Origin of the sequence: Kurthia senegalensis, from assembly GCF_000285595.1 — a bacterium.
Lineage (GTDB): Bacteria > Bacillota > Bacilli > Bacillales_A > Planococcaceae > Kurthia > Kurthia senegalensis.
On sequence record NZ_HE611065.1, the window covers coordinates 282355 to 305535 of the forward strand.

The 23181-nt window shown below is 37.4% G+C and carries 20 protein-coding genes and 2 other annotated features; of the genes, 1 reads left to right on the forward strand and 19 read right to left on the reverse strand.

What is annotated here, in order from left to right; all coding sequences use genetic code 11:
• Positions 1-10: 10 nt before the first annotated feature.
• From pheT to hmpA, 13 genes are all read right to left on the reverse strand, one after another.
• Entirely contained in the window at positions 11-2416 is a 2406-nt protein-coding gene (gene pheT, locus KSHG_RS06760; RefSeq protein ID WP_010303698.1) for a phenylalanine--tRNA ligase subunit beta, read from the reverse strand.
• A gap of 15 nt (positions 2417-2431) precedes the next feature.
• Positions 2432-3469, reverse strand: coding sequence for a phenylalanine--tRNA ligase subunit alpha (gene pheS / locus KSHG_RS06765; RefSeq protein ID WP_010303700.1), 1038 nt, complete (start codon positions 3467-3469; stop codon positions 2432-2434).
• A gap of 144 nt (positions 3470-3613) precedes the next feature.
• Positions 3614-3827, reverse strand: a binding site (T-box leader).
• 63 nt (positions 3828-3890) lie between these two features.
• Complete coding sequence (locus KSHG_RS06770; protein ID WP_026022528.1) at positions 3891-4646, reverse strand: TrmH family RNA methyltransferase; 756 nt, start codon at positions 4644-4646, stop codon at positions 3891-3893.
• A gap of 118 nt (positions 4647-4764) precedes the next feature.
• The gene (locus KSHG_RS06775; protein WP_010303704.1) at positions 4765-5508 is read right to left on the reverse strand and encodes an HAD family hydrolase; all 744 of its coding nucleotides are present in this window, start codon (positions 5506-5508) and stop codon (positions 4765-4767) included.
• Between the two features lie 11 nt (positions 5509-5519).
• A complete protein-coding gene (locus KSHG_RS06780; protein WP_010303706.1) occupies positions 5520-6503 on the reverse strand; it encodes a zinc-binding dehydrogenase in 984 nt (327 codons plus the stop codon).
• 101 nt (positions 6504-6604) lie between these two features.
• Positions 6605-7600 (reverse strand): NEAT domain-containing protein, encoded by a 996-nt coding sequence (locus KSHG_RS06785; protein ID WP_010303708.1) that lies wholly within the window; start codon positions 7598-7600, stop codon positions 6605-6607.
• A 30-nt stretch (positions 7601-7630) separates the two neighbouring features.
• Positions 7631-9367, reverse strand: coding sequence for a hypothetical protein (locus KSHG_RS16305; RefSeq protein ID WP_010303710.1), 1737 nt, complete (start codon positions 9365-9367; stop codon positions 7631-7633).
• A gap of 248 nt (positions 9368-9615) precedes the next feature.
• On the reverse strand, positions 9616-9867 hold the full coding sequence (locus KSHG_RS06795) for a hypothetical protein (protein ID WP_010303711.1): 252 nt from the start codon (positions 9865-9867) through the stop codon (positions 9616-9618).
• A gap of 259 nt (positions 9868-10126) precedes the next feature.
• Positions 10127-11098, reverse strand: a complete 972-nt coding sequence (argF, locus tag KSHG_RS06800) for an ornithine carbamoyltransferase (protein WP_010303713.1) — start codon at positions 11096-11098, stop codon at positions 10127-10129.
• 290 nt (positions 11099-11388) lie between these two features.
• Positions 11389-12480 carry a M42 family metallopeptidase gene (locus KSHG_RS06805; protein WP_010303715.1) on the reverse strand — a complete coding sequence of 364 codons (1092 nt, stop codon included), beginning with the start codon at positions 12478-12480 and terminating at the stop codon, positions 11389-11391.
• 159 nt (positions 12481-12639) lie between these two features.
• Positions 12640-13074, reverse strand: coding sequence for a dUTP diphosphatase (gene dut / locus KSHG_RS06810; RefSeq protein WP_010303716.1), 435 nt, complete (start codon positions 13072-13074; stop codon positions 12640-12642).
• Positions 13075-13191: 117 nt separating this feature from the next.
• Positions 13192-14925, reverse strand: a complete 1734-nt coding sequence (locus tag KSHG_RS06815; protein ID WP_010303718.1) for a DUF5776 domain-containing protein — start codon at positions 14923-14925, stop codon at positions 13192-13194.
• A gap of 298 nt (positions 14926-15223) precedes the next feature.
• The gene (gene hmpA / locus KSHG_RS06820) at positions 15224-16390 is read right to left on the reverse strand and encodes an NO-inducible flavohemoprotein (RefSeq protein WP_010303720.1); all 1167 of its coding nucleotides are present in this window, start codon (positions 16388-16390) and stop codon (positions 15224-15226) included.
• A 170-nt stretch (positions 16391-16560) separates the two neighbouring features.
• Here hmpA and KSHG_RS06825 point away from each other — a divergent pair, with 170 nt between their 5' ends.
• Positions 16561-17001: an RrF2 family transcriptional regulator gene (locus KSHG_RS06825; RefSeq protein WP_026022529.1), complete on the forward strand. Its 441-nt coding sequence runs from the start codon at positions 16561-16563 to the stop codon at positions 16999-17001.
• Positions 17002-17194: 193 nt separating this feature from the next.
• Here the strand turns inward: KSHG_RS06825 and rplT are convergent, their stop codons facing one another.
• The 6 genes from rplT to dnaI form a co-directional block, all read right to left on the reverse strand.
• Positions 17195-17554, reverse strand: a complete 360-nt coding sequence (gene rplT / locus KSHG_RS06830) for a 50S ribosomal protein L20 (RefSeq protein ID WP_010303723.1) — start codon at positions 17552-17554, stop codon at positions 17195-17197.
• A gap of 78 nt (positions 17555-17632) precedes the next feature.
• A complete protein-coding gene (rpmI, locus tag KSHG_RS06835; protein WP_010288254.1) occupies positions 17633-17830 on the reverse strand; it encodes a 50S ribosomal protein L35 in 198 nt (65 codons plus the stop codon).
• Between the two features lie 26 nt (positions 17831-17856).
• Positions 17857-18381, reverse strand: coding sequence for a translation initiation factor IF-3 (gene infC, locus KSHG_RS06840; protein ID WP_222705384.1), 525 nt, complete (start codon positions 18379-18381; stop codon positions 17857-17859).
• A 301-nt stretch (positions 18382-18682) separates the two neighbouring features.
• Positions 18683-19417, reverse strand: a complete 735-nt coding sequence (locus tag KSHG_RS06845; protein ID WP_010303725.1) for a glucosaminidase domain-containing protein — start codon at positions 19415-19417, stop codon at positions 18683-18685.
• Positions 19418-19928: 511 nt separating this feature from the next.
• A complete protein-coding gene (thrS, locus tag KSHG_RS06855) occupies positions 19929-21860 on the reverse strand; it encodes a threonine--tRNA ligase (RefSeq protein ID WP_010303727.1) in 1932 nt (643 codons plus the stop codon).
• Positions 21861-21936: 76 nt separating this feature from the next.
• Positions 21937-22177, reverse strand: a binding site (T-box leader).
• A 55-nt stretch (positions 22178-22232) separates the two neighbouring features.
• A complete protein-coding gene (gene dnaI / locus KSHG_RS06860; RefSeq protein ID WP_026022530.1) occupies positions 22233-23174 on the reverse strand; it encodes a primosomal protein DnaI in 942 nt (313 codons plus the stop codon).
• Positions 23175-23181: the final 7 nt, after the last annotated feature.

The following is a 23181-nucleotide window of genomic DNA, read 5'->3' on the forward strand; positions in this document are numbered from 1 at the left end:
AATTTAGAAACTAACGTAAAACTGCACCATTTTCTTGTAATGCAGCAACGACTTGACCATGTACAGCCGTTACGTCTTCATCTGTTAACGTACGTTCTGGATCGAAGTAAGTTAGACTGAATGCAATTGATTTTTTGCCTTCTTCCATATGCTCACCTTCATAAACGTCGAATACACGCACGTCTTTTAGTAATTTACCACCAGCTGCTGTAATTACTTCTTCTAATGAAGAGGCTGTTGTTAAACGATCGACAACGAGTGCAATATCACGAGAAATTGATGGGAAACGTGGTACCGCTACGTATTGAAGTGATTCTACTTCAGCAGCAAATACTTGCGCTAAGTTAATTTCGGCAACAAATGTATCTTTTAAGCCTAAATCTTTTTGTTCTTGAGGATGTAATTGACCGACAAAGCCAATACGTTCACCGTCTAAAAGAATATCAGCCGTACGACCTGGATGTAAACCGTCTACTTTACCAGCTACGTATGAAATACGTTCTGAAATGCTTAATGTATTGAATAATGATTCAACAATACCTTTTAGTACGTAGAAATCGACTGTTTTATGCTCGCCTTGCCAAGCATTGTCAATCCATTTACCTGTCATAGCAAGTGCTACGTGCTCTTCTTCAAGTGGTAATCCTTCTTCTGTTTGACCTAAGAAGACAGAACCGATTTCGTATAACGTCGCAGCATCTGCTTGACGAGATACGTTATAAACGACAGATTCAATTAAATGTGGAAGTAAAGACTGACGTAATGTACTATGTTCTTCACTCATTGGCATTAATAAACGAGTTGTTGGCGCTGTTTTCAATGCGTATTTTTGTGCCAATTCATCTGAAGTTAATGAATATGTCAATGCTTGATATAAACCAGCATCTTGTAATTGACGACGAATCGTACGACGAATTTGTTGATTGCGTGTTAAACGACCTGGCGTAACGGGACCAACAGGGAATGTTTTTGGAATTTCATCATAGCCGTATAAACGAGCAATTTCTTCTACGATATCTTCTTCAATTTTAATGTCTTGACGGCGAGTAGGTGCATCAATAATTAAAAGACCATTCGCTGGTTCTACATCAAAGCGTAAACGTTGAAGAATTGTTACCATTTCATTTAATGAAATTTTCATACCTAAGCGATTGTTGATGAAATCAGGAGAAACGACAACGCGTGCTGGTTCTTTATCTAATTCATCCACTGTCACGATTCCTTCTAATACGTCTCCACCAGCAAGTTCTGCCATTAATTGTGCAGCACGTTCAGCTGCTGGCATCACGCGGTTTGGATCGATTCCTTTTTCGTAACGAGCAGACGCTTCACTACGTAAACCAAGATCTTTTGACGTATAACGTACAGATAATCCATCGAAGTAAGCTGATTCAATGACAACTGTTGTTGTTTCAGCTGTTACTTCTGAATCATAGCCACCCATAACACCAGCTACTGCTACTGGGTCTTTACCGTTTGTAATAACTAAGTTAGATGCTTTTAACGTACGTTCTTTTTCGTCTAATGTCGTAATCTTCTCGCCTTCTTTAGCAAGACGAACGACAATTTCACCTGTTGCTAATTTATCGTAGTCAAAAGCATGAAGTGGTTGTCCGTATTCAAGAAGAATGTAGTTCGTAATATCGACTACGTTGTTTAATGGACGGATTCCAGACATCATTAAGCGTTGTTGTAACCAAAGTGGTGATTCAGCAATCTTCACATTTTTTACGACTTTCGCTGTGTACATTGGATTAACATCCGTTGCTTCAACCGCTACTTTAATGAAATCTGACGCTTTTTCATTTGTTGTAGGATGTGCTGTTTCTGGAAGTTTAATATCGCGTTCTAAAATAGCTGCTACTTCATACGCAACACCTAGCATTGAAAGTGCATCTGCACGGTTTGGTGTAAGACCTAGTTCTAGTACTACATCATCTAAACCTAACACTTCAATTGCATCTGAACCGACAGGAACATCATCTGAAACGACATAAATACCGTCTGCATATGCTTTTGGTACTACTTTACTGTCTACGCCAAGTTCTTGTAATGAACAAATCATGCCCATTGAAACTGTGCCACGAAGTTTCCCTTTTTTAATTTTTTTGCCGCCAACATAACCGTTCGGACGAACAGCTACGATTTTTTGACCAACTTCAACATTCGGTGCACCACAAACAATTTGTGATAGTTCTTCTTCACCGAAGTCTACTTGGCAAATATTTAAGTGGTCTGAATCAGGATGCGGTACCGCTTCTTTAATTTGACCCACTTGTAATTTTTTTAAACCTTTTGATAAGTGATTAACCGCTTCTACTTCAATCCCAGAGCGTGTAATTTTTTCTGCTAATTCTTCTGGTTCTAAACCATCGATATCAACGTATTGAGATAACCATTTTAATGATACTAACATTTTTTCGTCCTCCTCTTAATCTTCTGCGCGGTGGAATTGTTCTAAGAAACGCACGTCATTTGTATAGAAGTGACGAATATCATCCACACCGTATTTCAACATTGCGATACGTTCTGGTCCCATACCGAAAGCAAAACCTGTTACTTTTTTAGAATCGTATCCAGCCATTTCAAGTACGTTCGGGTGAACCATACCTGCGCCTAAAATTTCGATCCAACCTGTTCCTTTACATACGTTACAGCCTTCGCCGCCACATTTGAAACAAGAAATATCCATTTCTACAGATGGTTCTGTGAATGGGAAGTAGCTTGGACGTAAACGAATTTCACGTTCGTCACCGAACATTTTTTTCGCAAAAATGTCTAATGTTCCTTTTAAGTCACTCATTGCGATGTCTTCGCCTACAACTAAACCTTCGATTTGGTTGAATTGGTGTGAGTGTGTTGCATCATCATTATCACGACGGAATACTTTACCTGGGCAAATAATTTTAATTGGTTTACCTTCCGCTTTTTCCATTGTACGTGCTTGTACAGGAGATGTATGTGTACGCATTAAAATTTCTTCTGAAATATAAAATGTATCTTGCATATCACGTGCTGGGTGACCTTTTGGTAAGTTAAGTGCCTCAAAGTTGTAATAATCTTTTTCTACTTCTGGACCTTCCACAACTTCGTACCCCATACCGATGAATAAGTCTTCGATTTCTTCAATAATACGTGTTAGTGGGTGATGATTCCCTACTTTCACCGTACGACCTGGTAATGTTACATCGATTGTTTCAGAAGCTAATTGTGCATCTAATGCAGCTGCTTCTAATTGTTCTTTACGTGCATCTAGTACTTGTTGTACTTGTGCACGTGTTTCATTGACTAACGCACCCATTTTTGGACGTTCTTCTTGAGGAAGTTTCCCCATTCCTTTTAATAAATCCGTAATCGGACCTTTTTTACCTAAATATGCAACACGGACATCATTTAATTGTTTTAACGTTTCCGATGCAGCAATTTTTTCTAATACTTCTGCTTTTAATTGCGCTAATTGTTCTTGCATTGTTGTTCCTCCTTCCAACTATTGACCATGAATTACATGGATTTTCAGACGAGCATCATTGAAAAAATGCATTGTCTTCTTATTTAAATGCTTTTTATGGTATGTAGCGATCTTTTATTATAAAAATAAAAAAACTCCGCCCCAAAAAGGGACGAAGTTTGAATTCGCGGTACCACCCTAGTTATTGCTTTCGCAATCACTTAGAAATAAATAACGGTCTATTACCCGGCATTACTTTTCTGTAATGCAGCTCGCGAGGTGAACTTCATCATGTCGTTACGTTGGAGGCTCTCAGTCTACGGCTTCCATTCCCTTTGACGCACGTTTCACAACTACTCTTCTCGGTCTTTGCTTTTTCGTTTATATGCCTTTATCATACGCTATTTTATAAAATGTTTCAACCGCTCAAACGGCTGTTCTTTTAAACGAATGAGTACATTAAAACGCCTGCTGCGACCGCAACATTTAAAGATTCTGCTTGCCCTTTAATCGGAATTAATAAATTCACATCTGTTTGTGCTAACACTTCTTTTGATAAGCCGCTTCCTTCATTCCCCATAACGAGCGCACATTTATTTGCTTTTTCTACTTCTGAATAGATGATTGAATCTTCTAATGCTGTACCGTATACCGTTACACCAAGATCTTTTAATTCATCAATCATATCAAGTAAGTCGCCACGTAATACTGGAATGTGGAAAATAGAGCCTTGTGTTGCACGTACTGTTTTAGGATTGTATGGGTCTGCTGAACCTTTTCCTAATACGACAGCATCAAAGCCCGCTGCGTCTGCTGTACGAATCATTGTTCCTACATTACCTGGATCTTGTACAGCATCGATTAATAACAATTTCGTCCAAGAAGCTTTTGCTGATTCATCTGCTTCTTTTTGTTTACATTGCGCAAAAATCCCTTGCGTATGTTCTGTTTCAGCTAATTCTTTTGCAATCGGTTCAGACACTTCAATTAAGAAAATATCATCTAAGTTCCAAGAGGCTGGAATTTCTGTGCCTTCTGAAATAATAAGATGTTGAACTTCCGTATGTTTCAATGCTTCCTCTACTAAGTGATAGCCTTCTACTAAGAATTCACCTGATTTGTCACGTTCTTTACGTGTTGTCGCAAGTTTTTTCCAATATTTTACGAGTGCATTTTGATTTGATTCAATATATTTCATTTCGTTACCGCCTTTAATAGAATACTCCTTGTAGTATACACGAAAAAAAGACCGAATCATACATCGGTCCCTTTAACATGCTCATAAAAATATACTTCCATTCGTACGCTTACACGCTTTACTTAAAATCGTCTAAAATATATTTTTCAATCGCTTTTGCAACGCCATCTTCATCATTCGTCGCTGTCATATGCGTCGCTAATTGTTTCACTTCGTCATTCGCATTTCCCATCGCTACGGCGACTCCGCAATGTTTAAACATTTCAACATCATTGTAGCTATCTCCGAAACACATAATTTCTTCCATCGAAACGTCTAAGTTAGCCGCTAACTTTTTTAAGCCCTCCGCTTTTGTCGTTCCTGCCACCATCACTTCCAAGTTTAGCTCTGCTGAACTCGTAATTGATAACCCTTTAATCGTGCCAAGTTGCTTTCGAACAGCAGTCAATGTTTCTTTATTATGAAACCATGCACCAATTTTCATCGGTGCGATTTCGATTGGTTTTTCAAAATCACTCGGTTTGAAATCGCCTTCGATACTATTTCCCCAAATGTGGTGAACGTCATGTTCGTTCAACACGTTCATAATTTCATTTGCTTTTTCGATTGTCAAAGCATTACGCATGAATAACGTTTGATTATTTAACCAAATTTCGGCACCGTTATTACAAATAAACGGTTCATTTAGCTCGAGCTGTTCTTTCACTCGATGTAAAAAATAACGACTTCTTCCCGTCGTAATGACCGCATGTATCCCTTCATTTACCGCTCGGTGAATGACATCTCTCGTATATGCAGAAACATTTCCTTCTGAAGAAACGAGCGTACCATCCACATCAATCGCAAGCATTCGTATTGTCATTGCGAAACCTCCTACTCTTGTATCTCAAATACAATTTTACCAAATTGCTGATTTTTTTCGAGTAATTGCAATGCTTCTTCCGCTTCATCTAATTGGAACGTCCGATCGATAACGGGATAAATTTCATGTTGTTGCATAAATTGAAGCATTTCTCGGAACTCTTCGCGATTCCCTAAAGTCGTTCCTAGCATGCTTTGTTGGGCGTAAAAGAACGTACGTAAATCGATTTCGACAAAGTCTTCTGTCGTTGCACCGAACACGACAATGGTGCCACCTTTTTTCAAAACAGCGAGCGAACGATTAAATGTTGCACGCCCGACGCTTTCAATAACGACGTCTATTTTCTCGTCTTTCAATACTTCGCTCCAGTCTTCTTCATTTGCAACAGCACGGTCCGCACCAATTGCGAGAGAAGCTTGTCGCTTCGCTGCCGAACGAGAAGAGACGATGACACGTGCACCTTTTTTCTTCGCAAATTGAATCATAAACGTTGCAACACCACTACCCGCACCTGGAATAAAAACTGTTTGACCAGCTTGGATATTCCCTTTTGTTATGAGTGCGCGATACCCTGTTAATGGAGCTATACCGAGCGTCGCCGCCTCTACAAAGTTTAAATAAGAAGGTTTCTTCTCCACTTGCTCTGCTGAAATGGCTAAGTATTCTGCAAATGTCCCATCATCCGGTAAGCTTAAAATTTCAAAATCGTCTGGTGGAACATCACTTTGTTCATACCAACGAAGCGACGGATTAATAATTACTTCATCTCCAACTGCGACGTGTGTAACGCCTTCCCCAACTGCCTCAATGATTCCAGATGCATCACTTCCTAAAATAAGTGGTTCTGCTTTTTCATCTAATCGATTCGGTGTATATAAGTCTCTACGATTTAATCCTGCTGCTTTTATATGAAGTAATACGTCGCCAGCTTTCACGCTCGGTTTAGGACGCTCTCCGATTTTTATTTGTTTCGTTTGTACGTAAACTGCTTTCATACTACACACGACCTCTTTTCTTAATATTCTCACAATTAAAGTGTAACAAAAAAAGAGCATTGTCCATAGCTTCTCGCCTTCACAATGCTCTTCTTTTTTAATTATTTTTCTGCTTTGTATGCTTTTTTTACTTTAGCACTCGGATTTTTACCTTTTTGGCTTCTTGTAACGTATACATTGCCGCCTTTTTTACTTAAATCTCTCGTTTTAATCGATACGCTCGATTTTTTAGCTACGCCTTTACCGATCAAATTCCCTAAGTAATCGTAAACACGTACCGTATCTCCTTTTTTAATGCCTTTTACGACTGTTACATCATTTTTAGACCCTTTTTTATTCGTTACTTGAATATTTTTTGCCGCTACTCTTGCTGCAATGGCTTCTGCTTTGTATGCGAACGTTTGAGCTTTTGACTCAACTTCTGCTTTCGCTTGTGCCGTCACTTTCACTTTCCCAGCTTTTTTACCGAGTTGTGACACGCTGAACGTAACCGCCGTTGACGTCGCTACTTTTTTAGAAAGAACAGTTGAACCTTTATATAGGCGTACCGTATCTCCTTTTTTCACGCCCGTTACTTTCACAGAATCCTTCGCTCTAACATTGTTTTTCACTGTCGTTTTTAACGTACGAACGGTTTTAGGTGCAGCTGTTGAAACGAAAGATGCCGCATCAAATTTTAAAACCATATCATATGAATGATCATAATTAATTTCTGGTACGACAATATGGTACGTCACATTAAGCCCTTTTTCGATAATGTCTGTCCCTGTGAATGTGATCGTCGCTTTATCACCATTTTGCACCATTTCTACTCGTTTACCTGCTCCATCATAAACGTCTTTATACGCCGATGCACTTAGTAACGTAATAACGACCGTTTCAACCGTTCCTTTTTTCGTATAAATGGCTGTTGGACTCATATTATTTTGTGTATTAGAAGAAATTACTCCATTATAGTACGGTGCAACTTGTACTTGATACGTACCATCTTGAATTGTCGCCGCTTTTGCGACTTGTACATCATTTAACATACTCACAGGTGCAATCGCTGAGAAAGCAAGCCCTGTTGCTAATGTAAGTCCTAAAATTTTCTTCATATGAATCGGCTCCTTTTCGTTGTTTAATGTTTATTTTTCTTTTGAAAATTTAACTGTTGTTTTAGCACTAACATGTTTGCCAGCTTGTACACGCGCAATTTTCACATAACCTGCTTTTTTACCTAGTTGTGAAATTTTAATTGTCGTCGTTTTGCCTGTCGCTGTTACTTTTTTAATTTGCTTACCTTTTGCATTGTATACGTAAATCACTTCGCCTTTAACTGTGTTTTTCACCGTAATGACATCTGATTTAATTTTATTGTTTTTCACTGTTACAGATGAAGATTTAATCATTGCTGAGACAGCTTCTTTTTTGAATGTTGCTGCTTTTTTAGCTGATTCTTTCTGTTCTACTACTTGAGCAGTTACCGTTACTTTACCAGCTGCTTTGCCAAGATTTACTTTTTTGAACGTTACGGCTGTTGACGTTGCTGTCGCTTTCGTCATCACTTTGCCTTTTGCATTGTATAGACGAACTGTATCGCCTTTTTTAACGCCTGTTACTTTTACTGTATCCGCTGCACCTTTTGCATTCGTTGTCGTCACTTTTAACGTACGTTTCGTTTGAATTTGTTTTACGCCTGCATCAATGACTGCTTGTTGTAAAGCAATGTTCGTATAACCTTCAAGTGCTTCTACTTCAGCTGTTGTGAAACCTACTGCTGTTGCTGCTGTGATTGCTGCTTGAGCTGCTGTCACTTGTTGTTTAGCTTTTGCTAATTGTGCTTTCGTATTAATTGAATTAGCTTTTGTAAATGTGAAACCTGCTAATGCTTTGGATACAGCCTTTACTACGTTTTGTTTGTATGCTGTAATTGCTGCCATTTGTGCATCGTAATTTGTATAATCAATATCCGCTACTGCTACATCGTCTACTTTATAAGATTTTGCACTCGTCACATAACCAGCTTCTTTAACTGCTGCTGCGTACGTTTTCGCGTCTGTAATTTTATCAGCTGTTGTATATGATAAGTTCGCTACAGCTTTCACGATGACTGCTTTTACTTCTTCCATCGATGGTGTTAAATCCATTGTATACGCATAGCTTGCTGAATAAGATCCAGCTGCATAACTATGTGTGAAATGAATGGCAGATTGAATATCTTCTACAAAGAATTCAACATATTTATTTCCTACTTGATCTTGTTTTACTTCTACTTCATCCTCATTCACTTTAAATAAATTCGTAATATTTGAAACGTTTAATACGACTTGATAACCTTTTTCAGTTAATTTATAACTTACATTTGTGAATTGTGTATCATAACCACTCGTTGGTAAGTTTGCAAATGTAATCATTGGTTTCACGGGTGTATAACCCGGTGTGAAATCTAATTCCATTTCATGTTTTCCGTTATAACCACCTACTGTGTAACCTAGTAATAATTTTGCATTTTGATTTAACGAATGATTCAGTGTAAATTGAACAACTTGGCGATCTGTAGAAGATGCTTCTTCTGCTAACACTTTCGCTTGGACACCGTCTACTTCAAACGTTGTAAGTAATTTAGCAATTTCCATTTTCACGACGAATTTGCCTTCTACAACATTAATTGATGCTACTTTTAAAGCATCTTCTTGTCCGAAATACGAATCAAATTTAGTCGTTACTGCATCTTTGTATAATAAATCGAAATTAACTTTTTCAGAAGTTACTTGATTTTCTGTTGCCGTAACACCTACTTCTTCTGCGTGAACCATTGTTGGTGCTACCGCTGAAAGTGATAATGCTAATGCTAAAGGTGCTGCTAATAATTTTTTGTACATGTTTAAATCTCCTTTGGTATGTAAGTTACTAACAGTTTAGCAAGTCTTTTTTCACTTCGTAAATACCTAATTGAAAATAATTATCATTTTCAATTAAAAATAGAAAAATAAGCATTTGAAAGCTTATTTTTCTATTTTTTCGGAGTTTTATAAGCTGTTTTCTTCCAATATTCAGTAAGCACCGAACTTTTTTTTAGTCAATACTTTTACAAACAAAAAACCATCCTTTTTCAAGGATGGTTTTGCGATTATTTGCCGAAATTTTGAAAGAATAACACAAAAAACACGATACAGACGATAGCAAAGACACTCATCATTACTTTACGACGTGTATCTAACTTCATGAACTGTAAAGTAGTCATTAAAACTGCAATGAAAGATGAGCGCCCATTATGAATGGCTTGCTTAGCATCTTGGTCATCTGCTGCTGTCCATTTCCACGTATCATGCGTCAATTTCATAAATGCAAGTGCTACTAATAAATAAATAAAACCTAACACGAATATTCCTCCGTTCTTTCTTTCATTGTAGAGAAAAACGGTTATTTTCAACGCTTAGTATGTGTAGCCTCTGTTGGATCATTCTACTTAAACGCATAAAAAAATGGACCAACTTGTCCTCTGCCAAGTTGGTCCGGTATAATAGCGGCTGAGTTTTCTTCCCCCTCTGTGGTGTACGACTCAGTGAACGTCCCTATTACGCGTTGTTCATGCTTGCTCTCTGGCAAAACTTAATGAATTTCACTACGTTCAAATCGTGTTAATCTGCTAAAAGTGATACGAGTACAGCTTTTTGAGCATGCATACGATTTTCAGCTTGATGGAAAATAAATGAATGTTCTGGATCATCAATTACAGCAGCCGTTACTTCTTCTTCACGATGCGCTGGTAAACAGTGTAAGAACATGTAGTCTGCTTTTGCATGTGCAACGAGTGCTTCATTGATTTGATAGCCTTCAAAATCTTTCAAACGTTTTGTGGCTTCTTCTTCTTGTCCCATCGATGTCCAAACGTCTGAATAAATAACGTCTGCATCTTTTACTGCTTCGATTGGGTCTTCTGTCACCGTTACTGTACAACCATTTTTCGCAGCAATCGCTTGTACTTTTGAGATGACCGCTTCATCTGGTTTATAGCCTTTCGGTGCAGCGATGACTGAATCCATTCCTACGTGTGCACATGCTGCAACGAGTGAATGTGCCACATTGTTCCCATCACCGATATACGCGACTTTTAATCCATTAAATGAACCTTTTACTTCTGCAATTGTTTCAAGATCTGCTAACGCTTGGCACGGATGTGAAACGTCTGTTAATCCATTGATGACTGGAACTTTTGAATACTGTGCTAGTTCTTCTACCATCGTATGTTCGTTCGCACGAATCATAATCCCATCGACATAGCCTGATAATACAAGTGCTGTATCGTGAACCGTTTCGCCACGTCCAATTTGTAAGTCGCGAGCATTCATGTACATGCCTTTACCACCTAATTGGTGCATACCGACTTCAAAAGAAACACGTGTACGAGTTGAGTTCTTTTCGAAAATCATCGCTAACGTTTTACCTTCTAACAATTTTGGTGAACCCGTTTCTTTCGTTACAATTTTCATTTTAATTGCTAGATCAACGAGTTGTTGAATTTCTTCACTCGTATAATCGACTAATGATAATAAGTGCTTTCCTTTTAATGAATGAACAGGTTGTAATTCGATCTCTTCTAGTAATTTCATATGCCATCGCTCCTCAACGTTTAACTTTATATATTCATCATACATCTGTATATTTATAAAGTCAAATGTATTTTTATGTTTTTATGAAATTATCTGAATTTACATAGGTTTTTATTTAGAAACGCTTTATATAAAGGAATTTTGATTATTTTTATTTCAAAAAATTATCATTCCCTATATATCATCCAATAGAATATACACTTTATTGGATTTTATGCATTCAAAATGTGTAAAGAACAAAAAAGGTATCGTGAAATTTCTTCACAATACCTTTACATACAATCTATTACTTAATCAAACTTAATATGTTGAACCGTTTCCGCATCTAATTTTTTAATCACTTCTACGACTAGTTTCACCGTATTTTCAAAGTCATCACGGTGTAAAATACCTGCGTGTGAATGAATATAACGTGTGGCAATTCCGATTGAAATAGATGGTACACCGTTCATCGTTAAATGGATAGAACCTGCGTCTGTTCCACCACCCGGAATCGCTTCATACTGATACGGAATAGCGTTTTCTTCTGCTGTTTGCACGACTAAATCGCGCATTCCTTTATGACCGACCATCGAGCCATCATAAACGATGATTTGTGGCCCTTTTCCGATTTCACTCGCTGCTTCTTGTTTCGAAATTCCAGGTGTATCCCCTGCAATACCGACGTCTACCGCGAAGCCGATATCAGGATTAATTTTATGTGCTGCTGTTTTAGCACCACGTAACCCAACTTCTTCTTGAACGACACCACAACTATACACGGTATTCGGATGCTCTGTATTTTTTAATTGTTTTAATACTTCAATCGCAATCGCACAACCAATACGGTTATCCCAAGCTTTCGCAAGTAAATGTTTTTCATTTTTCATCACTGTAAATTCAAAATATGGTGCGACCATATCGCCTGGGCGTATGCCCCACTCTGCCACTTCTTCTTTAGACGTTGCACCGATGTCAATAAACATATCTTTAATTTCATACGTTTTTTCACGTTGTGCTTTCGATAAAATATGAGGTGGTTTCGAACCGATTACGCCGACAATTGTTTCTCCTTTAGATGTAACGATTTGAACGCGTTGTGCGAGCATCACTTGACCCCACCAGCCGCCAACTGTTTGGAATTTCACAAATCCTTTATCTGTGATTTGTGTTACCATGAAACCAACTTCATCTAAATGACCTGCAATCATAATTTTAGGACCATTTGCATCCCCTACTTTTTTTGCAATGACTGCACCTAGATTATCTTGTTGTATTTCATCCGCATAAGGTGTCATATGTTCGATCATTACGTCACGTGATTCTTTTTCGTTCCCCGCGATTGCACGCGCATCTGTTAATTGTTTTAACATCATCAATGTTTCATCTAATTGTTGTGTCATTTCCGTACCCTCCATCATGTTTTACTTTTCCTTTTTATTATACTACGAAAACCGAAATTTACATGAGATGACGTCATAAAAATAAGAATATTTGCATTATTTTTTAAATGACTGCGTCAAATAAAAAAGGGATATCAAATTCGACATCCCCTTTGTTTATTAAAATTTACCGCTTGAACCGAAGCCAGCTTCACTACGATCTGAATTCAAATTGACAGCTGCTTCTTCCATACGAATTTGCAAAACCGGCGCAATGACCATTTGTGCCATTTTCATTCCTTTTTCTACGATGAAATTTTCTTTCCCGTGATTAATTAAAATCACTTTCACTTCACCACGATAGCCTGCATCAATCGTACCTGGTGAATTTAAAACAGTAATGCTATGTTTCAATGCTAAACCGCTTCTTGGGCGTACTTGAGCTTCTGTCCATTCAGGTAATTCCATACGAATACCTGTCGCAACTCCTCTTGATTCTCCAGAAGGAATAACAACTTCTTCACTCGCAAAAAGATCGAATCCTGCGTCACTCGCATGTGCTTTAAACGGTAAAATCGCATCTTCTTGAATTTTTTCAACTTTAAATACTTGCACGTACCTCACTCCTATTCTTATTCATCGTACCGAATAATATGTAAAAGAAAAAGGCTTGTATTCAAAAAATAGTAAGATACGTATGTACGACTATAAATTCCCATGCTAGCTATTTCTCTACTCATAATAAGCTGCTTTTTCAGCCGTTACATAATTCCCATCATCTAACATAAATTTCGTCGTTCCGTCATTGGAAAAAATAATTTTCACAGCTGGAATCGTCATATTTTCTTGTAATACGTATTGGCCCGTCTCATCATTAAATTGTTCTTGATCATAAACGACTAAGCTTTTCATTGAAATAATTTGCGTCGGTAAAGACGTATAATAATCGTCAATATTTGCGGATAATTTCAATACCATTTTTTTATTCGCTGAAATATATTTACCATCTGCTAACTTAAGACGTGGTATCCCATTTGCCGCATATTCGACTTTAGAAACACGTTCGACAATATGAGGTAACTTCACCGAACTACGTGTCGTATCGGTAAAATTAGGCGAACGATAACTGTCCGCTTCTTTTTTCAAAACGATGTGCTTTACTTGATCTGTGGGCATATAATAATCTTTCGCGATATTAGCGCTATACACTTTTTGTACGATTGATTTTTTTGCGGTTACATATTTTCCATTCGTCAATCGCAAAATGGGTGTACCACCTGGTGTATAAGCTACTGATTTCACTTGATACATCGTATTTTTCTTCATCGCTTTACTACGTGTTTTCATCGTAAAAGAAGGCGTATTGTATTGATACGTATTCGTTTTTAATACAATCGCTTTTACTTGGTCTTTTTCTAAATAGTAGTCATTTATACGAATCGAATTATTCACTTTCAGTACGTATTTTTTATTTGCTGTAACGTACTTTCCATTCGTTAATAAAAGGCGTGGTACTTTATTATTGACGATTTTACGAACGGTCACAATTGTCCCTTTTTTCAACGTACCACTTGCACCTGTTAATGAAGACTTTTTGTACATCTTCATGTTTACTTTCGTTACAACACGCTTTGGATTCGTCGTATAATACACTGATTTATTTACTTTGACTTTATTCGCTGTTTTAATCGTTTTCACTTTATGATTCGTAAAGTGATCTAGTTTCACACCAGGAGCGAGACGATTTAAATCGACATCCCCATTAATCCCCGGTACTCTCCCTTTACTCGTATATTGCCATAAATGGTATTTATGCGTCGGTTTTTTAGAGCTATAGCGTGGAATCCATACAAAATCAAAATCGCTCATTTTTAAGTTTAATTTCGTATATAAATGATTGGCTACGTAAAGACCGATTTTTTTGTCCGTATGTTTTTCGAGTTCGTCTACGTATGCTTCAATAACTTTACGCATCGAGTACGGTTTTTTATTCGTAAATTCTTCCACGTCTAACACGTAAAATTTCGTACTTTTAGAAGCTCTTTTATAAAAAGCGCGTGCTTCTTTTCTTGCATTTGCAGGGGTACTCGCTTGTACGTATGAATATACGCCAAATGGTACTTTATATTTAATTGCACTTTTTTCATAGCTTTTATGCATATAATCTTCTGTGCTCGTGCCGTATTGTGTACGAATAACGACTAGATCTAACGCTTTTGAAGCTTTTTTCCAATTGATTTTCCCTTGCCATTTGGAAATGTCCGCAATTTTAGAAGACGTCGCCATCGTTTGTGCCCGAATTACTTCACCGTCTGTACTATATTCCCAAGGCACTGTACTTTCTGGTTTTGCCGTGTTTACATATCGATCGTCATTCGCATTTGTCATTGCTAGTGCCGGACTAACGTTTAGAAACATTACCGCCGCAACAATTAAGCAAAAGACAAAATACTTCACTTTACCCATTTTTTATTCCTCTTCTCTATGAAAATCGCTCTAGATTTCAGTTGTTTAATACTACTAGACTATCATCTATTTCTTCGTTCGTCGCCGAAAAAATGATTACAATTTTATTACAAAAGATTTTTACTATTTTTATGTGTTTTTATTAAAAAACAGAAAAATTATTTACTAAAAATATTTTATTTTTATCATTTTATCCCTACGTAATAAAATGATTCGTTTCTTTTTATCTATGTTCGCATAAAAAAACACTTTCAAAGCGTACTACTACGCTTTGAAAGTGTTGCTCTTTATACAAAGACTAGATTGCCATAGCTGGGCCGAAAAATTCGAAGTGAATACGATCTCTTGAAACACCTAGATTTGTTAATTGTTTAATCATTGATTCCATGAATGCGACTGGACCACAAACGTACACTTCGCCTGATAAATCTACTTGTTTTTCTAAAAATGCTTGGTCGATGTGCCCTGTTGATGCCGTCGTAACCGGTACGTACGTTGCATTTTTGCTAGGGAATGCGATGCCTAATAATTCACGTTCAAATGGGTGCAATGGAATATGTGATGCACTATGAATGAATTTTACTTTTGCTTCATTTTCTTTTGCTGCTGTTTGGAACATCGGTACTAATGGGGTTGCGCCAACACCTGCCGCTAAAAATGTAACCGGTGTACCACTTGCCGTATTGTAAACGAAGTCACCTGCTGGTACAGATACCATTAGTTCATCTTCAACATTTAAGTTTGCATGTAAGTAGTTTGATACGATACCTGCTGGTTTACAATCTTTTTCAGCTTTCACTGTAATACGATACGCTTCTCCATTATACGCTTGAGATAATGAGTATTGGCGATTATGCGTATAAGGATGTCCTGGAATGTTTACTTGAACTGAAATGTATTGACCTGGTAAATAACTTGGTACTGTGGAACCATCAGCTGGTACTAAATAAAATGATGTCATCATATCATTTTCTACGACTTTTTTCGTTACTTTAAATGGTTTAAAGCCACGGTAGCCGCCTTCTTTACTTTCAGCTTCTTTGTATAACACTTCTTCAGTTTGGATGAATGCATCTGCAATGACGCCGTATGCTTCTCCCCATGCACTTAAAATTTCTTCTGTCGCTGCATCCCCTAATACTTCTTTAATTGCAGCTAATAAAAATTGACCAACGATTGGATAATGCTCAGGTAAAATACCTAAAGAACGGTGTTTTTGACCAATTTGATGTACGACTGGTAAAATAGCTTCTAAATTTTCAATGTGTACCGCAGCAGCATATACTGTGTTAGCCAAAGCTGTTTGTTGACGACCTTTTTCTTGGTTCGTATGATTAAAAATATTTAATAATTCAGGATGAGCTGCAAATAAGTTTTTATAAAAAGTTTTGGTAATAGTTACACCGTGTACTTCTAATACAGGAGCAGTAGATTTAATAACGTTCATTGTTTCTTGTGATAACATGTTGAACACGTCCTCTCTTCTTTTAACACCTTAAATATACGCCCGTCATTCCTTTAAAGCAATATATAAAATACATCTTTAACAGAAAAGACACATTTTAAATACATCTTTTAAAACAAGACACTTTTTCATTGCTCTGTTATACTAAAAAGGAATAGGTGGTGAATCAGGTGAGACTCACATTGTATACCGATTATTCATTGCGTGTTCTTTTATTTTTAGGTGCAAAGAAACCTGAGGAGCTATCGACGATTAAAGAAATTTCCGATGCTTACGGGATTTCTAAAAATCACTTAATGAAAGTAACACATGAGCTTGGAAAAATGGGTTATATTGAAACGATCCGTGGTCGTGGAGGCGGTATTCGCCTAGCAATGCAACCTGAAGATATTATAATCGGTCAAGTCGTACGGCAAACAGAGGAAGACTTTTACTTAGTTGATTGCTTCAACCCTGAATCAGTTGGCTGTGTCATTTCCCCTGTATGTAGTTTAAAAGGAGCGTTAAATAAAGCGCTTCATGCATATATTTCAATTTTAGATGAATACGCATTGAGTGATTTCCTTCATTCTAAGGACGAAATTGCCGCTTTGTTATTTAATCAGCCATAATTATAAGAAAGACAATCTCTTAGTGTGAACTAAACATAAAGGGATTGTCTTTTTTAGCTCTTCGTTTTTTGTGCAATCACTTGAGTGAGGTCTGTGGAAAGCTAGTATTGTTTGAATATCTGAATAACTATTATAAAACGAAAAAAGACCCAATCCTAAGATTGAGTCTTTGAAGAAGCATCGGTGCTTCTAATTATTTTGCTAATGCAGCTTTTGCAGCGTCAGCTAATTGTGTGAATGCAGCGAAATCTGAAACTGCTAATTCAGCTAACATTTTACGGTTAACATCGATGTTAGCAAGTTTTAAACCGTGCATTAAACGGCTGTAAGATAAACCGTTCATGCGTGCAGCAGCATTGATACGAGTGATCCATAATTTACGGAAGTTACGTTTCTTTTGACGACGGTCACGGTATGCATATTGACCTGACTTCATTACTGCTTGGTTAGCTACTTTGTATAATGTATGTTTAGAACCAAAGTAACCTTTAGCTAATTTTAATACTCTTTTGCGACGAGCGCGTGTTACTGTACCGCCTTTTACGCGTGGCATACTAATTACCTCCTGCTATCCATCTTTATGTAGATGAATAATCTGTATTTTTTTATGTTTTTTGTAACGATCTAATAATTATTTATAAGCTAATAAAGATTTGATGCGTTTGTAGTCGCCTGCTGATACGATACCAGCTTTACGTAGGTGACGTTTTTGTTTTGTAGATTTGTTTGCGAATAAGTGACTGCCGTAAGCACGGTCAAATTTTAATTTACCGCTACCTGTTTTTTTGAAACGTTTAGCAGCGCCACGGTGAGTTTTCATTTTTGGCATTTCGAATTCCTCCTAAGCTTGTTCAACTAAAAGTTATTTTTTTCGTTCTTAGGTTGTAACACTAAGAACATGCTGCGACCTTCCATTTTCGCACGTTGTTCAACGGTTGCTACTTCTTTACAGTCTTCAGCGAAACGGTCTAAAACACGTTGACCAATTTCTTTGTGCGTAATTGCACGACCTTTAAAGCGAATAGACGCTTTAACTTTGTCTCCTTTTTCAAGGAATTTAATCCCGTTACGTAATTTCGTTTGGTAATCATGTTCGTCAATTGTTGGGCTTAAGCGCACTTCTTTCAGAACGATTACTTTTTGGTTTTTACGTACTTCGCGATCTTTCTTTTGTTGTTCGAATTTAAACTTACCATGGTCCATAATTCTAGCAACAGGTGGCTTAGCTTGTGGAGCCACAAGGACTAGGTCCAAGTTTGCACGTTCTGCAATCTTCAAAGCGTCGATACGTGATTTAACTCCAAGCTGTTCACCGTTTTGGTCAATAAGACGAAGTTCACGAGCTCGAATACCTTCGTTTACATACATGTCTTTGCTAATGATAATCCACCTCCAAGTAGTGTCGCGAATACAGTTGTTTGGGCTCGATTGCCCGAAAAATCGGTCGGTATTCCGATGTCCACAAAAAAAGGCGGACATAGTCGAAATGTCCGCCCGCAATATATATGTTCATGCGAAATGCATGTGCGATTTGTTTTCATAACCCGACCATACTCTTTTAAAAGATTAAAAGAGATGATACTAGGTGAGAAGCGGGCAGCCTCTTCTTCAACCTCAAACTATTGTATTCTTTAACCTCTAATATCCTATCATGTATACAAATCATTGTCAACTGCATTTCTTAATAAATCGTTAATCTTTTTCCAATCAATAAATGATTCGTATCGCTTAAATTGTTTCGCTGTGCAATTTTTTGCTCAGGCACACCATATTTAAGCGCAATGTATGAAAGCGTTTCACCAGTTTGTACGCGGTGATACGTTGCTTGTTTTGTCGCTACGTGACCATTTGCTACATTTGATATTTTTTTAACGATTGGCTGACGATCATAACGTGTTAAATTGTATTGTTGAATAATCGTATTTAATTTTTTATTGTAATTAGCATCTGTTGCGTATACGCCTTGTAACGCTTTCGTTGCCTGTTGATAACTTGTCGTGTTCGATACCCACGCCCCACTAAAATGACGTTGTTGCATAATCATCGAATAATCAACCATCGATGCCCAATAAGATGGATACACTCGAAAATGATCGGTAATCGTAATGAGCTTCTCCCCTTTTTGTTCTTGTGTTTTCAACGCAATGCTATTGCCTCCATACGTCCCTTTCACACCGAACAAATTATTCGCACTTTGAGTTAAACCACTCGTACCGTAGCGACTTTCTAAAGCCATTTGAGCAATCATAACGGATGGATATAAGTTCATTTGATTCGCAAGTGTTTGGGCAGATGTCGCGTATGTACGGATAAATTCGGACTGATTATCTGCCTTTGCTGTTGGATGGAACCCGACTAATGCGGCACAAAAAATAGCGGCTCCTATAAAAAAACGTTTACGATTCGGACTCTTCATCTAATTCCTTCTTTCTTTCTAAATTGGGTCGTACTTTTTATATGTACCTCTTTTTTGTTATTTTTATGCTTTTTATTTATAAAAAACATATTTTTGTATTATTTGTTACATTTTAGTCCAAATCGCTCGTTTTTAGATGCTAAGACAAAACCCTAGTTAACAAGAAAAGACATGTATGTTTAAAATAAAATCGTGCATGTCTTTTTTGTATGCTTGGCAACCATTGTTCTCCATTTTGATTGACACTTTTCGCAGGTACAGCTTCATCGAATTTTTTTGCGAAAGAGAAAGAGCGAAAAAATGGAAATTTAGCTCGCGCTTCTCCTGCGGAAATCACAACATTCACTTCAAACAACGCTCATATACTTCTATCAAAAATTCCTTATAGAAAAAAGAAAAATCCCTAATTTGTGCATAAAAATAAAGAAGGGGATGTCAAATTTGACATCCCCTTCTCTATTAAAAACTGGTTACTTATATCCCAGCCTCTTATTTCAAAAATATTTCTATCTTATTTAGTCGCTTCTGCTACTAATTTTTCTAAGAATGTATCGAAATCAATTGTTTCAGAATCTTTAGAGCCGTATTTACGTACGTTTACACTATTTGATTCCATTTCTTTATCACCTAACACTAACATGTAAGGGATTTTTTTCATTTGTGCTTCACGGATTTTGTATCCTAATTTTTCTTCACGGTAATCCATTTCAACACGAATGCCTGCTGCTTGTAGTTTTTCTTCAATTTGTTTTGCATAATCGAAGTGAACTTCGTTTGATACAGGAATCACTTGTACTTGAACAGGAGCTAACCAAGTTGGGTATGCACCTTTGTATTCTTCTGTTAAGAAGGCTACGAAACGTTCCATTGTTGAAACGACACCACGGTGGATGACGACTGGACGATGTAATTCACCATCTTTACCTACATAACCTAAATCGAAACGTTGTGGTAATAAGAAGTCAAGTTGAACTGTTGAAAGTGTTTCTTGTTTACCGATTGCTGTTTTTACTTGAACGTCTAGTTTAGGACCGTAGAATGCCGCTTCACCGTCTGCTTCATAGTAATCTAAGCCAAGATCATCCATTGCTTCTTTTAGCATGCTTTGTGCTTTTTCCCACATATCGTCATCGTCAAAATATTTTTCAGTATCTTGAGGGTCACGGTAAGATAGACGGAATTCGTAATCATTTAAGTCGAAATCTTTGTAAACAGCTAAAATTAATTCAACTACTTTTTTGAATTCTTCTTTAATTTGATCAGGACGTACGAAAAGGTGAGCATCGTTTAAAGTCATTCCTCGTACACGTTGAAGACCAGATACAGCACCTGACATTTCATAACGGTGCATCATACCAAGTTCTGCGATACGAAGTGGTAAGTCACGGTAAGAACGCATTGCTGATTTGTATACCATCATGTGGTGAGGACAGTTCATTGGACGTAAAACAAGTGTTTCGTTATCCATTTCCATCGGTGGGAACATATCTTCTTGATAATGGTCCCAGTGACCAGAAGTTACGTATAAATCTTTTGAACCCATGATTGGTGTGTAAACATGTTTGTACCCAAGTGATAATTCTTTGTCTACGATATAACGTTCAATCGTACGGCGAATTGTCGCACCGTTTGGTAACCAAAGTGGTAACCCTTGACCGACCAATTTGCTCGTAGTGAAGATTTCTAATTCTTTCCCTAGTTTACGGTGGTCACGCTCTTTTGCTTCTTCAAGCATTTGTAAGTGTGCTTTTAATTCTTTCTTATCGAAGAAAGCTGTACCGTATACACGTTGTAACATTTTATTATCAGAATTCCCGCGCCAGTATGCACCTGCAACTGATAATAATTTGAATTCTTTAATTTTACCTGTTGATGGTACGTGAATACCACGGCAAAGATCGAAAAATTCGCCTTGTTCGTAAATTGAAACTTGTTCATCTTCTGGAATTGCTTCTAAAAGTTCTAATTTATATTCATCGTCAATTTCTTTGAATTTCGCTTGTGCTTCTTCACGAGACACATCATGACGAACGATTTCTAAATTTTCTGCTACGATGCGTTTCATTTCTTTTTCGATTGCAGGGAAATCTTCCGTTGTAATCGGTGTATCTGAATCTACATCATAATAGAAACCATTTTCAATTGTTGGTCCGATGCCTAGTTTAATTCCAGGGTAAATGCGTTTTAACGCTTGTGCTAAAAGATGCGCAGTTGAGTGACGCATAACGTCTAATGACTCTGCATCTTGTTGCGTTAAAATAGCAATTGTTCCATCTTCGTTTAAAGGTGTTTTCGTATCAACTAATTCTCCGTTGAATTTCCCTACTAACGCTTTTTTACGAAGTCCTGGGCTAATTGCTGCCGCTACTGCATCTGTTGTGATTCCAGCTTCAAATTCTTTTACAGAACCGTCTGGGAAAGTTAAGTTAATCATTTCTGCCATGTTGTTTTCTCTCCTTTTTTGTTTATCGAAAGCTATGGGCCACGTTGGAGATTTTTTCATAAAAAAACCCCGTCCGCAAAGGGACGAAGTTGTATATTCGTGGTTCCACCCTTCTTCCTTCCATGTACAGACTACGGGCGTAGTAAGACAAAGACGAAGCTTTCGATCGGCTAACGGGCCGTTACCGTCGACAATTACTATGATTTCACTGCCGCTGCTCCAAGGTGGTAAATCATCTGCCGTACTAAGAAGCTCGCACCTTTACTTCTCTCTCTGAAAGTCGTACAAATCATTGTTGTCCTTTTCGTTGCATTTACTTATTTTATGAAACAAATTATATAACGAAAATCCTAGATTTTCAAGTATCTACGACTAATCTTCTTGGAAATCTCTAAAATTTGTTCCCGTCATATCAATCGGTATCGTCAACGTTCGAATACGTTGCATAATACGCTCTGATTTAATAATATCGAGTTCGCGATCATCTTTCGTTTTAGAAAAATGATGTGCTAATTCTTTATAATTCATATTTGATGAAATAAACGTCGGTAACCCTTCTGCCATACGGTAGTGAAAAATCGTACCGAGTATTTCATCACGCGTCCAAATCGTTAACGTCTCAGCACCTAAATCATCGAGCATTAAAACAGGTGCTCTTTTAACGAAGTCTAGTTTTTCTTCTAACGTTTGATCCCCGATTGCACTTTTCAATTCACGTAAAAATTCGGGTACGTAAACGAGAATAGAGCGCACTTCCATCTTCGCTAGTTCATTTGCGATTGCTGCAAGTAAAAATGTTTTTCCTACACCAAAACTACCATGTAAGTAAAAACCTTTCGTCGGTAAATCCGTCGGGTTTTGACGCACTTGCTCAATGAAGTTCGTTGCCTGTACCATGATTTCCATGCGTTCTCGATTGTTCGTTTTCAATGTGCTCATATCTGCTTTCAATACATCTTTCGGAATAAACATACTCGCAATCATAGAGGCTGTTTTACGACGTGCTTCCTCTACACGTTTCGTCTCACATGGCACGTATTGAATATCGATATTATCTCGCTCTACGATGAGTTGTGGTACGAGACCGTGAATTGGATTTTTACACGTTGCAACCGATTCACATTTACTACAATCATGTTGTTGTGTCGTATATTCAAACAATTTCCCGATGCCTCTGTCGACCATAGATTGCGTCACTTTTTCATCTTTAATAAATTGTTGGATTTCTGTATCAGACAAAACGGTTTGTTGCAACGCATTCAGACGTTGCTCGAATCCCGCGTCTTTTTTTATTTGATTTTTTATTGGTTCCACGACATTC